Annotated in this window: 10 protein-coding genes; 2 read left to right on the plus strand and 8 right to left on the minus strand. The window is 60.7% G+C overall.

Annotated features, from left to right (window positions below; translation table 11 throughout):
- Positions 1-135 precede the first annotated feature (135 nt).
- Both HGP14_RS32160 and HGP14_RS32165 read left to right on the plus strand, forming a co-directional pair.
- On the plus strand, positions 136-969 hold the full coding sequence (locus tag HGP14_RS32160) for a universal stress protein (protein WP_168833872.1): 834 nt from the start codon (positions 136-138) through the stop codon (positions 967-969).
- Positions 970-1056: 87 nt separating this feature from the next.
- Positions 1057-3750: a cation-translocating P-type ATPase gene (locus HGP14_RS32165; RefSeq protein WP_168833873.1), complete on the plus strand. Its 2694-nt coding sequence runs from the start codon at positions 1057-1059 to the stop codon at positions 3748-3750.
- Positions 3751-3952: 202 nt separating this feature from the next.
- On the opposite strand, the gene HGP14_RS32170 is transcribed toward HGP14_RS32165, so the two are convergent.
- The 8 genes from HGP14_RS32170 to HGP14_RS32205 are packed head-to-tail and all read right to left on the minus strand — an operon-like array spanning position 3953 to position 12483.
- Positions 3953-4996 carry a DUF4365 domain-containing protein gene (locus HGP14_RS32170; RefSeq protein WP_168833874.1) on the minus strand — a complete coding sequence of 348 codons (1044 nt, stop codon included), beginning with the start codon at positions 4994-4996 and terminating at the stop codon, positions 3953-3955.
- A 12-nt stretch (positions 4997-5008) separates the two neighbouring features.
- On the minus strand, positions 5009-5542 hold the full coding sequence (locus HGP14_RS32175) for an NADH-quinone oxidoreductase subunit B family protein (RefSeq protein ID WP_168833875.1): 534 nt from the start codon (positions 5540-5542) through the stop codon (positions 5009-5011).
- A gap of 11 nt (positions 5543-5553) precedes the next feature.
- Positions 5554-7071: an NADH-quinone oxidoreductase subunit C gene (locus HGP14_RS32180; RefSeq protein ID WP_168833876.1), complete on the minus strand. Its 1518-nt coding sequence runs from the start codon at positions 7069-7071 to the stop codon at positions 5554-5556.
- A gap of 13 nt (positions 7072-7084) precedes the next feature.
- A complete protein-coding gene (locus HGP14_RS32185; RefSeq protein ID WP_168833877.1) occupies positions 7085-8542 on the minus strand; it encodes a hydrogenase 4 subunit F in 1458 nt (485 codons plus the stop codon).
- Positions 8539-9204 (minus strand): hydrogenase-4 component E, encoded by a 666-nt coding sequence (locus HGP14_RS32190; protein WP_168833878.1) that lies wholly within the window; start codon positions 9202-9204, stop codon positions 8539-8541. The genes HGP14_RS32185 and HGP14_RS32190 overlap by 4 nt, the downstream gene beginning before the upstream one ends.
- The gene (locus HGP14_RS32195; protein WP_168833879.1) at positions 9204-10160 is read right to left on the minus strand and encodes a respiratory chain complex I subunit 1 family protein; all 957 of its coding nucleotides are present in this window, start codon (positions 10158-10160) and stop codon (positions 9204-9206) included. Before HGP14_RS32195 ends, HGP14_RS32190 begins: the two co-directional genes overlap by 1 nt.
- On the minus strand, positions 10151-12172 hold the full coding sequence (gene hyfB / locus HGP14_RS32200; protein WP_168833880.1) for a hydrogenase 4 subunit B: 2022 nt from the start codon (positions 12170-12172) through the stop codon (positions 10151-10153). The genes HGP14_RS32195 and hyfB overlap by 10 nt, the downstream gene beginning before the upstream one ends.
- Entirely contained in the window at positions 12169-12483 is a 315-nt protein-coding gene (locus tag HGP14_RS32205; protein ID WP_168833881.1) for a helix-turn-helix domain-containing protein, read from the minus strand. Before HGP14_RS32205 ends, hyfB begins: the two co-directional genes overlap by 4 nt.
- Between the last annotated feature and the right edge of the window lie 502 nt (positions 12484-12985).

A 12985-nucleotide genomic window follows, 5' to 3' on the forward strand; every position in this document is an offset into this window, starting at 1 on the left:
GCCAAGATCGGCTGACCGCATAAGAAGGACCGTACCGAGTAGGCGCATTGATGTGCGCATTTGCGCTACATCAATGCTTGAGCTGCCCTGAGGGGAAACATGAATAGCAGCAATCGGCGAGTAGTGGAGTAAGACATGACGGCACAGTACCTTCTTCCGGTGGCGACGTATCCGCATTCAAGCTCAGGATTGATCATTTCAAACGCCTTGGCTTTCGCCGAACACTGCGGCGCAAGCCTCCACGTTTGCGCAATAAGCGTCGAGATCCCGCACATCCCGGGGGCATGGTCTTCCTTCCTACTTGATACCTCGGAGATGATCGAGAACGCAGAGGCCTTGAGTCGCGATCGCGCCGCAACACTCATCGCGGCCGCTACAAACCTGGGCGCAAACGCCAAAATTCAGGTATTCACGCGAGAGGTCAAAGTCGCCTTGCCTCGATTACACGACACGGCGTCCGCGGAAGCACGTTTCTTCGATCTGGCTGTTCTCGAACGCATCGCCGATGTTCCGGATACGCGCTTCATAGCCGAGGCGGTGATTTTCGGCTCTGGTCGGCCAGCTGTCATCCTTCCCAGCAAGACCTTTGCAGGGTCAATTGAGCATGTGGTCATTGCTTGGGACGGAAGCCGGGCCGCTGCTCGCGCAGTGGGCGATGCTGGCCCACTTATTCGCAAGGCCCGCCGCGTTTCGGTATTGTCCTTGATTGGCGAAAAGCCGCTTTCGGAAGCAAGCGGAACACGCCTTGCTGAAGTCTTGGTTTCCAGCGGCGTCGATGCTCACGCAACGGTGTCCCGATTTACTTCGTCTTCCATTGGCGAGAGCATTCAACACGAGGCGCTCGAACAAAACGCCGATATGCTGGTGATGGGAGGATTTGGGCACTCGAGATTGCGGGACTTCGTACTCGGCGGGGCCACCGAGGCGGTCCTGGACAAGCCTCTTTTACCCGTTCTGATATCCCACTGATGAGCGCTATTCAAACATCGCTGAACGGAAGACCACGTCAAAATCGGCTGAAATATCGAGTCAGCGCACACGGGAAGGGAATTTGACGTGCAGCCCGGTGAACTTCCGCCCCCCGCTCCGATACTTCACCCTCATGCGTTGCCGGTTGGGCGCGTTGCCGCTGTTCTTGCTGTCGATCCCGCCGTCGGGCTCAGCCAACAGGCGATCGAAGAGCGGACTAAGCGTTTCGGTCTAAACCTCCTCACAATGCGATATCCTGTATCCGATCTCCAGTTGCTCGTGCGGCAGTTTGCCAGTCCCGTCGTGGCTCTTTTGGCTGCCGCGATGGGGCTTTCACTATTTTTTGGCGAGTATCAGCAGGCCGCGGCAATCGCTGCGGTGCTGATGATCAATACGGCCATAGGATACTATACTGAGCGGCGGGCGGTCCGTTCCATGGAGGCCTTACGGCAGCTTGGCGGCCGTAGCGCGCGTGTGCGCCGGGAGGGTCGCGCCCAGCAGATTCCAGCCAGCCAGCTCGTCCCGGGCGATGTGGTTCTTTTCGACGCGGGTGATGTAGTTTCAGCAGACATGCGCTGCTTCAGCTCCGCCGCCGTATGTGCCGATGAGTCGCCTCTCACCGGGGAATCCTTGCCAGTCGAGAAAGGTACAGAGCCGAATCCGGAAACGGCCGAACTGCACGATCGAAGCGCTATGTTGTTCAAGGGCACCTATGTCGTGCGTGGCAGTGGCGAAGGTATCGTTACCGGCACCGGGCTCACAACCGAACTTGGCCGGATTACCAAGCTTGTGGAAGAGGCCGAAAGCGGGGAATCGCCGCTGGAGAAGCAACTCGCGTTGTTGTCGCGGCAGCTTGTCTGGGCGACCCTCGCGCTTGCCACGGCCATTACGGCGATAGGACTCTCTTCTGGAAGACCAACCGTTCTGATGGTGGAGACCGCAATTGCGCTTGCCGTGGCGGCGATTCCTGAAGGTCTGCCTATTGTCGCCACGCTGGCACTTGCGCGTGGCATGCTGCGGATGGCCAGGCACCATGCGCTGGTCGAGAACCTGGCCGCGGTGGAAACGCTCGGTTCCACGACGCTCATCATTACGGACAAGACGGGCACGCTCACCGAGAACCGGATGGAGGTCGAGCGAATCCTGACGCCTTCGGGCGATTTCTCGGTCGATCACCGGCGCGCGACCATCCTGAGGGAAGGCCTCGCCGTTGATCCCGTCTCTGACCCGGAATTAATGCGGGCGCTGCTTATCGGCGTCCTCTGCTCAAATGCAGACTACGACCGGCATGCCGGATCGGGCACTGGCGATCCCATGGAGGTGGCGCTTTTGCGCGCCGGCAGCTTTGCCGGACTCGAACGCCAGCAGCAGATTAATGTTTATCCGGAGGTGGCCGAACATCCCTTCAGTGCGGCAAGCAAGCGCATGGCAACCGTGCACCGCCACGGCGATCGCCATTTTGCCGCAGTGAAAGGCGCACCGGAGGAATTGCTCAAAGCGGCCGACCGCATCGGCGCGAAGGAAGAGCCGCTTGACGAAACGAAGCGGGCCGCCTGGCTCGCTCACGCCGAGCGACTTGCGGCGGAAGGGCTGCGAGTCCTTGCCGTTGCGGTTCATCCCGAAGCCAGCAAGCATCAGCCGATCGTGGATAGGCTAATCTTCTTCGGTCTTGTCGCCTTTCGCGATCCGCCGCGGCACGATATCGCTGCGACTATAGCGGCATTGCGCAATGCCGGTATCCGTGTGGTTATGGCAACGGGCGACCATCCAAGCACTGCCCTCAGCATCTCACGCGCTGTCGGAATGACAGAGCCGGGGGCGACGGTGATGACTGGCGCTGAGCTGTCCTCTATTGCCGATTCAGATGATGTACAACGTCGTGCAATTGTTCGCCAGCAAGTCTTCGCGCGCGTCAGCCCCGCACAGAAGCTTGAGCTGATCGCCGTCTTCCAGCGCGAAGGTGAGGTGGTCGCCATGACGGGCGATGGCATAAATGATGCGCCCGCACTTATGAAGGCCGATATCGGCGTTGCCATGGGGCAACGCGGCACCGATGTGGCGCGCGAGGCGGCCGATATGGTGCTTCTGGACGATGCTTTCCCGACGATCCTGCATGCGGTTCGCGAAGGCAGGGTCATCTTCAACAACATTCGCCGCTTCGCGACGTATCTGCTCTCCTGCAATCTCGCCGAGGTGCTCGTGGTCAGCCTTGCGATCTTCGCCGGGCTGCCCCTGCCTCTGCTCCCTCTGCAAATCCTCTTCCTTAACTTGGTGACCGACGTCTTTCCCGCCTTTGCGCTCGCGACCGGCGAGGGCGAAGGTAACGTGCTCGCCCGCCCACCCCGACCGCCCAAGGAGGCTATTCTTTCGGCCGCACAGTGGATCTCCATTGGGCTCTTCGGCGCTGCTATTTCGGCCGCCACGCTCCTGTCCCTGGTTGTCTCCGTAATGTGGCTTGGCTCCTCTGCCACAGAAGCAACGACGGTTTCCTTCATCACCATCGCGCTTGCCCAGCTCTGGCATGTCCTCAACATGCGCAGCCGCGGCAGCGGGTTCTGGCGCAATACCGTGACCGAAAACCGCTTCATCTGGCTGGCAGTCGTACTTTGTCTTGGTTTGCTCTTTGCGGGGGTGAACGCACCTTTTCTTGCAGGGCCGCTGGCGATCGCGCCCATCGGCAAGGCCGGTTGGACGCTTGCCGGCGCTTGCAGCCTGCTGCCAGTGGTCGTGATCCAGAGCTGGCTTAGCCTGAGCCGCCGAAAGGCGGCTTTATTTCAATGAACAATGCATCTTCAAAGGGTGTTCGCGGAAATCTCTCTGACGGCTCGACATTGTCCGAATCCAAGGGCGCGGTACGACAGCTCTGCTTGCGCGGCTTATTGGCTTCCGTGTTCAGCCAGGCCGACATTTTGCCGACATAATCGAGCTTGCTCGGCGACCCACCTCCCGCCACTCTGAAAAGCCCGCGATCTGCGCGGTGTTGTTATTTCTCTCGATCGCGATGCCCACGAGAGACGCCCCGGCTCCGCCAGAACGCCTCTTCCTCTTCCGCAGTGACATAGCCCTCGGATTCCGGAGCCCATGGCATTTCTTCATCTGGGTAACCCGCTTCCAGGAAGTCCTCGAACTCGAGGTACGCCTCAGCCTCGGGTCGAAGTTTCACGTCGAGAACGTGCACAGCAACTTCTCCGGAATATTCCTTTATCGGCTCGGCATAGGAGTAGGCTGCCCAAGGAAAAAGCCGGATCATGATTTCGTGAAGATTGTTTGCACGAAGATGATAATCAATCTGCACATCCGGCTCCTCCCTCTTCCCTTCGCCGATATAGATGCGCAGATTGCAAAAGATCGCGGTTGTATCACCCCACTCGTCCCACACGAAATAAGTTGTTTGATCCTGAACCTCTTCCATAAGTTCACGATCAAGCGCAAAGGCAGAGCGCAGCAGGGTCTCCGGATCAGAGGCTATGGCCTCATCAAAACAGAGCCTGGCGGTGGCGTCCAATAGGTTCGCCGCCGGAATTACAATCGACCATTCCGTCTCGGTTTCCTCACAATTTCCCTTCTCGGCTCTCTGCCATCGCATCATCCCGGTCTGAGCATCGACGATGACGACATAGACATGCAACGAGTGCTTCGCCCAGTAGTCTAGGTGACTGCTTTCGCCGCGATGGATGTAACCGTCACCGGTTTCCTCCCACGATGGTATCGATCTGATTTGGAGCGGCAGAAACTTTCCTTTCGGCCTACCGCCATCAAGAATCTCGGCCCGTGCATCGATACCGATCTTCGAAGCCGGCAGCCTGCGGAAAGACCACTTGAAGTCCCGAACAAACACCTTCTCGACGGCGTCTATCGCGATACGCGTTTTCGGATCCGCGTAAGAGCGGCCTGGCTCTTTGTTGCGCCGACGGCGTGGCGGCGGCCGACCTGGGACGATCCAGTATCGGACAACGACAAAGAACCTGAGGGTTGCCGTGATCAGCGTGCCTATTGCGATAAGTCCAGCCTGGAGAACTCGAACCATTGAAGCCGCCCATCACGAAACACGGCCCTCCTCGCTCACGTCCTCAAGCAGCCCGAGAAGCCCCCTGAGGATATCCGTCGGCGAAGGAGGACATCCCAGAATATGCAGATCGACGGGCACGACCTTGGAAACCCCGCCGATTACCGCATAGCTGCCCGCGAAGCAGCCTCCGTCGCGCGCGCAGCCGCCCAAGGCAACTACCCATTTGGGATCGGGGGTGGCATTATAGGTCCGTTCGAGGGCTTGCGCCATGTTCCGGGTCACTGGGCCGGTAACCAGCAACACATCAGCATGCCGCGGCGAGGCGACAAAACGAAGGCCGAAACGTTCGATATCGTAGAAAGCATTGCTAAGGGCGTGCATTTCCAGCTCGCAGCCGTTGCACGACCCGGCGTCGACGGCGCGGATCGACAGGCTGCGTCCAAGCCGCCGGCGCGCGCTCCTTTCGATGGCGACGGCGAGCTCCGTCATCGCAGCGTCGGAAACCGGCGGTGTGGGTTCAGCCAGTGGCGGCCGGATGAGACTTTCGAAGAGGAGCTTGCGCATGACGGCTGCCTTCACAGATCATGACCGGAATAGGAACAGTTGAACGACTTGTTGCAGAGCGGGAAGTCTGCGACGATATTGCCTTCGATTGCCGCCTCCAGCAGCGGCCATTGAAACCAGGATGGATCGCGCAAATGGCAGCGTTCGATCCCGCCCTCCCGGTTCAGCCGCAGCCAGACCAGCACGTCGCCGCGAAAGCTCTCGACCAGAGCCATGCCTTCCCGGCTCTCACTGACGAATGGGATATCCTTCAGGATCGCACCGTCCGGCAACCGGTCGAGGATCTGTCCGATCAGTGACAGGCTCTGCTCGACTTCCCGAATGCGAATCCAGACGCGGGCGTTGACGTCGCCTTCGCTCAGCACCGGAACCTCGAAGGAAAGCTGGTCATAGGGCGGGTAACGAAACGCATCCCGGGCGTCGAAACCGCGACCGGAGGCGCGCCCGATATAGCCGCCGGCGCCATATTGGCGGGCAAGCTCTGGGCGCAACCTGCCGGTGCCGACCGTTCGGTCCTGAAGGGAGGCAGTATTGTCGTAGAGCTCCACCAAGGCCGGCAATTTCCGGTGGATTTCATAAAGCAGGGTCTTCAGGCCAACCTGTCCATCTTCACTGAGATTAACCGCAGTGCCGCCGGGCAGGATACAATCACGCATCAAGCGGTGGCCGAAGGCGGCGGCGGCGGCGCGTAGCACGAGTTCGCGCAACACGCCGCAATGGGCGTGCATCAACGGAAATGCGGCGTCGTTGCAGATGGCGCCGATATCGCCGAGATGGTTGGCGAGCCGCTCCAGTTCAGCCATCAGCGCGCGCAGCCAGACGGCGCGGGGCGGGATTTCGAGGCCGAGCGCCGTCTCCGCCGCCTGCGCGAAGGCATAGGTGTAGGCAACTGTGCTGTCGCCGGATGTTCGCCCGGCAAGTTGCGCTCCGCGTATCAGGTCCGCCCCTGCCATTAGCGACTCGATCCCCTTGTGGACATAACCGAGCCGTTCCTCGAGACGAACGACCGTTTCGCCGTTGGCTGTGAATCGGAAATGTCCGGGCTCGATGATGCCGGCATGCACGGGGCCGACAGGAATCTGATGCAAGCTTTCACCCTCGGCACGCAGGAAGCCGTAGGGAGCGACCTCGCGTGGCGGAACGCCATGCTCTCCGAGCGGATGACACAGATCCCAGCGGCCGTGATCGAGCCATGGCCGTTCGTCCGGCAGATCTCGTGGTTCGAGACCGGTCAGGTCGCGGATCGCCCGCTCCAACCGCAGCGCCGGTGGGTGAAGCCGCGCGACGGAAGGATAGCCGCCATCGTCCAACCTCTCCAGGCTGAGGACAGCGATCGTAGCGGCCGGTTCGTCTAGCAGAGCCATGTGGAGGGCGCTCTTCTCGCCCCAAAGGCCGAGCAGGGTCAGACCTCCTTCCGAAACCGCCAGACTGGCCGAGGCCCATAGCGCCGGATCGGCGAGGACCCGCGGCCACGGACCATGATGTCGAACCGGACTGCTGCTCTCAATGAGATCGCTTAGCACCAGCATAGTTCCTCCCGCGTCATCGAAGAACGTTGGCGATATGCTGGAACCAGGCGACCAGCGGTGGCGGCAAGTAGATGCCGGCGGCAAGCACCAATGCGAGATGAGTGTACATCGGCATATAGGATGCCTCAGCGGGTGCCATGCTGCCGCGCGGCTGACCGAAGACGGCGCCCGTCAGCCGCAGCAGCAGCGCGCCAAAAGCGACAAGCAATCCGAAGACCAGCGGAATGGCAAGCAGCGGTTGTTTTGAAAAAGCCGAACTAACGATCAGGAATTCGCTCATGAATATTCCGGCTGGCGGCAGTCCGGCGATGGCGACGACGCCGGCCAGCAGGCCCCAGCCGAGCCCCGGATGCGTTTCCGTCAGGCCGCGGATGGCGGAAAGCCTTTGCGTTCCCTTGACCTGGGCGATGTGGCCGACAGCGAAGAAGATCGCCGACTTGGTCAGCGAATGCATGACCATATGCAGCAGCCCGGCGAAATTGGCGATCGGCCCACCCAGGCCGAAGGCAAAGACGATGATGCCCATGTGCTCGATCGAGGAGTAGGCGAACAGGCGCTTGATATCGCGGCGGCGGTAAAGCATCAAGGCCGCGAAGATCAGCGAGGCGATCCCCATTGTCATCATCAGCGGTCCGGGGGCAAGAGCCTCGGGATTGGCCGACAGCAGCATCTTGAAACGCAGGACCACGTAAAGCGCGACATTCAAGAGCAGGCCGGAAAGAACGGCGGAGATCGGCGTCGGCCCCTCGGCATGCGCGTCCGGCAGCCAGGCATGCAGCGGTGCAAGACCGACCTTTGTGCCGTAGCCGAGCAGCAGAAAGACGAAGGCGACGTTGAGAAGCGACGGATCGAAAGTGGCAGCGTGATCAATCAGGATGGTCCAGACCATGGCGTCATCGCCTTCACCGACGACCGGCTGCGCCGCCAGGTAGACGAGAATGGTACCGAAAAGCGCAAATGCAATGCCGACGCTTCCCAAAATGAAATATTTCCAGGCCGCCTCGAGCGCTTCATGCGTGCGATAGAGACCGACCATCACCACGGTCGTCAGCGTCGCCAGTTCGACCGCCACCCACGTCACGCCTATATTGTTCGAGACGAATGCGAGATTCATGCCGAACATCATGATCTGATACATGGCGTGGTAGAAACGAACGTTTGCGGGTGTCAGCCGTCCCGTCTCCAATTCGTGGGCAATGTAGCTGGCGCTGAATACGCTGGTGGTGAAGCCGACGAAGGTGTTGAGGACGATGAAGACGATGTTGAGGTCATCGACGAGGACATATTGCCCGGGAGCCGGCCGCTCTGTCACGAACAGAGAAAGGGCGGCAAGCAGGGTCAGGAGGCTGGCGAACACATTCAGCCTCGCCGTCACCAGATAGCCGGCTAGAAGTGCCAGAAGTGCCGCCGCGGCGATCGGTATCAGAAGAATGGCCATCACCGCGTCAAAGGCGGAGAAGTACGCATTCATTTCCGCCGCCTCCCCTTGAAATCGTCGAGCGCGCGGACGTCGACCGTGTCAAAGCGTTCGCGAATGCGAAACAGGAAAATGCCGATGACGATGAAGGCGATCAGGATCGAGAAGGCGACGCTGATCTCGACGACCAGCGGCATGCCCTTAGCGCCGGTCGCGGCAAGCACTAGCCCGTTTTCGAGCGACATGAAGCCTACGACCTGGCTTACAGCGTTGCGGCGGGTGATCATTACGAGCAATCCCAGCAGCAGGACCGACAGCGCGAAGGCGAGATCCTCGCGCGCCAGCGGGTTCGCCTTCGGCGTCACCCGCAGCATCACCGCCGTCGCCAGGGCAACAAGGCCGATGCCGGCAAGCATGGTGGGACCGATGCCTACGACGGTCTCGATCTCCCGGTGTATGCCGAGCTGACGGATCATGCGGTGGAGCACCACGGGGATGATGATGGCTTTGAAGACGAGGGCGATCGCCGCCGTTATATAAAGATGCGGAGCGTCCTGGACAAAGGCTTGCCAAGCCACCGACAAGGTCAATACCAACGAATGTAGCGCGAACACGTTGAGCAGCGCATAGAGGCGGTCCTGATAGAGCATCATCATGCTGACCAGGACCAGACCGCCGGCGAACATATGAGCGATGTCGAAGACCGGTCCGTCCATCACAGACTCCTCGAAACGAAGCGCAGCAACGTGGCGAGCAGACCGAGCATCAGCGCCGCACCCAGGAATTCGGGTACCCGGAAGACTCGCATCTTGGCGGTCGCGGTCTCGAACAAGGCAAGGAGAGCGCCGCCGACAGCAAGCTTGATGAGATAGGCGAGCATGCCGATCACATAGGCGGCAAGGCCTTCCCCCAGTACGGCGAGTTTCCACGGAACGAACATGCAGGCTATCAGGGACATGTAGAGCAGCAGCTTGAGGAATGCCGCGAGCTCGATCATCGCCAGGTGCCGTCCGGAATATTCGAGCACCATGGCTTCATGCACCATGGTCAACTCCAGATGGGTTGCGGGGTTGTCAACGGGGATGCGGCCGTTTTCGGCGATCGCAACCATGATAAGGGCGATAAGGGCGATTGCCAGGGATACGCGCAGACCGACCTGCGGGGAGGTCATGAAGGCGGCGATTGTTGAAAGCTGAGTCGAGCCGGCGATGAGCGCAAGCGTGAAGATGATCAGCAGCGTCGACGGCTCTGCGAGCGTTGCGATCATCGCTTCGCGGCTCGATCCGATGCCACCGAAGCTGGTGCCCACGTCCATGCCGGCGAGCGCCAGAAAGAAACGTGCGCTGCCGAGCAGAGCGATGATGGCGATCAGGTCCGCCGTCCAGCTGAAGATGAGGCCGGTGGCGAAAGTGGGGACGATAGCTGCCGCGACCCAGGTCACGGCAAAGATCAGATAGGGCGTCACTCTGAACAGCCATGACGCATTCTCGGCCAGCACCACCTCCTTGCGCAACAGCCGCAAAATGTCGCGGTAGGGCTGGATGATCGAAGGCCCCCGCCGGCGTAGCAATCGCGCCTTGATCAGCCGGATGAACCCGGTCAGGAGCGGTGCGACCAGCACGACCAGCGCCATCTGGAAGGCCTGAACGAAAAGAGCGGAGATCACGACCATAGCGCCAGAACCAGAAGCAGAAAGACGAGCGCGAGGAAGACCAGGCTCAGATAGCGCCGGATCGTCAGGAATTGCAGGCGATTGAGCTTTTCGGTGGCCAAGCCGACGGCGCCGACAATCGGCAGGTAGAGTCCTTCCCAGATCAAATCATGTGTTTCGACGACCAGGCGTGCCGGACGGAGATCACCGGGCGCCGGCATGTCGACCCTCTCGCGGGCGCGGAAAACCAATGTCCCGAAAACGCGCCGAATGGGTTGGGCGAAGCTGCCGGCCGTATACTGCGTTGCCGGACTGATCTCCGGAAAGCCGCAATCCCAGGCAGGCACCCGGCGCAGCGCCCGCGAGGCGAAGCGGTGGATGAGATAGGCCGTCAGCGATGCCGAGAAGAGGGTAAATAGAAAAACCAGAAGCCCGTTGTAGGAACTGCGGCTTTCGGCGATCGGCACGATCGACAGCCATGGGATATCCGCCTGCACCGGCATCCGGTCGCCGATCAGCGACTGCACCACCGGGGCAAGGCTATCGATGACGATCCCCGGCAGGATACCAGCGAGAAGGCACAGCGCCGCTAGCACGGACATCGCCGCCAGCGAGAAGCGGTCGACCTCCATTGCTCTTTCAGCTGCGGCGGTGCGGGGGCGACCGAGAAAGGTCACGCCGAACACCTTGACGAAACAGGCGGCGGCGAGGGCCGCCGACAAGGCGAGCAAGCCGCCCACCGCCGGCACCAGGATCTTCAGGCCCCATTGCGGCAGAGCAGGACTTTGCAGGATGGCCTGGAACACCAACCACTCGGAAGCGAAGCCGTTGAATGGCGGCAGTGCAGAAATCGCGACGCAGCCGACGAGGAACGCGATGCTGGTGACCGGCATGTGATGGATGAGGCCGCCGAGCTTGTCCATGTCGCGCTCGCCAGTCGCCGTCAGCACCGCGCCGGCGACGAAGAAAAGCAGACTCTTGAAGAAGGAGTGGTTAAGCACATGGAATAAAGCGGCCGTCAGCGCCAGCGCCGCAGCCAGCCCCATGCCGTTCGCCTCGAAGGCAAGCGCCAGGCCGAGGCTGACGAAGATCACACCGATATTCTCGATCGTGCTATAGGCAAGCAGCCGCTTGAGATTGCTCTCCATCAGCGCCTGCAATATGCCGAGGACCGCGCTTACGCTGCCGATAATCAGGACGACGAAGCCCGACCACCAGGTCGGCATGCCGATGAGGTCGAAGACCACCCGGACGAAACCATAGACCGCGACCTTGGTCATGACGCCGCTCATGAGGGCGGAGACATGGCTCGGAGCGGCGGGATGCGCCAGCGGTAGCCAGACATGCAGCGGCAGGAGACCAGCCTTGGAACCGGCGCCGAGCAGCAGCAATATGAGCACGAGACCGGCGATAAAGGGTGTGTGTGCGCCCCCCCGCATGGCGGCGAAACCATAATTGCCGTCGAGCCCGGCAAGGAGACCGAAGGCAAGCAGCAGGGAAAGCGTGCCGAAGCTTGCCATGACGATATAGACATAGCCTGCCTTCCGGTTGTCAGCGTCGCGGTGGTGCGCCATCACCAGCACCCAGGATGCAAGCGACATGAACTCCCAGGAGATGAGGAAGGTGAAGGCATCGTCCGCTAGAACGACGAGATTCATGCCAGCGAGGAAGGCCGGGAAGAACGGCAGGACCCGATGCGGCGCGAGTTCGTGACGGCCGTAGCCAAGGGCGTAAAGCGCCGCGAGGACGCCGCCGAGATTGACGACCGTCAGGAAGAAGGCGGCAAGCGCGTCGAGTCGGAAATGGCTTCCCAGCCATGGCAGGCCGAGAGGAAGGGCAAGCGCCGGCACCTCAGCGGTAGGAAGAGCCGTGGCAAGATGTGCGAGCGCGATAACAAACGCGACGGCGGAGCAAGCCAGGCTTGCGCCGTAGACGACAGGCGTGGACCGGGCCGAACGGGCGATCGGCACCGCCAGCACCGCCGTCCCCAGCAACGCGGCCACGCATGACAGCAGGACGGAAAGCGGTGTCACGGGGCATCCCTCGCTGCAGGAAAGGGCTCTGATGGTTCCGTCGTTCCGCTCTCGGAGCGCTTGAGTTTCGCCTTGAGCCTGACCCCTCGCCCTCCATCCGCGCTGGCATCCCCCTCGTTGATCACCTCAATACCGGCGCTTTCCAGTGCGTCCAGCAGACGCATCAGGGAGTCGACATTGCCGCGCACCACATCGGCGCTCGCCTCCATTCGCTGGATTGTCGGAACCGAAATTCCCGCTAATTCGGCCAGCTGGCGCTGGTCGATGCCGAGGAGGGCGCGGGCAGCCCGGATCTGAGCGGCAGTAATCACGATTCAACCATCGCGTATCTTACCCAGCCTCTGATATCTGAGATCAATAATGTTCTTATTGATGTATGAAATCAATATTCTGATGCCTCAGCATCGTTTTGACATGATTTAGAGCGGCACATAGGCTTGGAGTAGTCCGCTTAACTCCGGACGCGTGGCACCAGAAGAGCGGTGCGCCCTGCCCGCCCCATAATCACGGACTGAATACCGCTAAGTGCGGATTCCAACAGCATAAATGTGGACTGGACGGGCCCGCTACCATGTCCGTCTGATGAGCCGTTCGTTCATATCTCCCGAAGCATAGGCAAAATCAGGCCCTCTGAAATGCTGACAAGCATTGTTGACAACGTCGAAGCGTGGAAGATCACCGAAACGATGCAAACAACGCCGCCGAATAACATTCGAAGGATGGGCCGATCACCAATGCGCTGGACGACTCTTTCAAGCTGGCCAAGGGTGATCCCGCGAAGGCGTTCTGCACGAAGTAGAGCCGGCTCCATGA

The organism is Rhizobium sp. P32RR-XVIII (assembly GCF_012641395.1).
Lineage (GTDB): Bacteria > Pseudomonadota > Alphaproteobacteria > Rhizobiales > Rhizobiaceae > Rhizobium.

Excerpts from the sequence above, each read along its gene's own strand:
- HGP14_RS32180 (WP_168833876.1), bottom strand. The coding sequence starts at position 7,071 with ATGCTGGTGCTAAGCGATCTCATTGAGAGCAGCAGTCCGGTTCGACAT.
- HGP14_RS32170 (WP_168833874.1), bottom strand. The coding sequence starts at position 4,996 with ATGGTTCGAGTTCTCCAGGCTGGACTTATCGCAATAGGCACGCTGATC.
- HGP14_RS32195 (WP_168833879.1), bottom strand. The coding sequence starts at position 10,160 with ATGGTCGTGATCTCCGCTCTTTTCGTTCAGGCCTTCCAGATGGCGCTG.
- HGP14_RS32175 (WP_168833875.1), bottom strand. The coding sequence starts at position 5,542 with ATGCGCAAGCTCCTCTTCGAAAGTCTCATCCGGCCGCCACTGGCTGAA.
- HGP14_RS32190 (WP_168833878.1), bottom strand. The coding sequence starts at position 9,204 with ATGGACGGACCGGTCTTCGACATCGCTCATATGTTCGCCGGCGGTCTG.
- HGP14_RS32185 (WP_168833877.1), bottom strand. The coding sequence starts at position 8,542 with ATGAATGCGTACTTCTCCGCCTTTGACGCGGTGATGGCCATTCTTCTG.
- HGP14_RS32160 (WP_168833872.1), top strand. The coding sequence starts at position 136 with ATGACGGCACAGTACCTTCTTCCGGTGGCGACGTATCCGCATTCAAGC.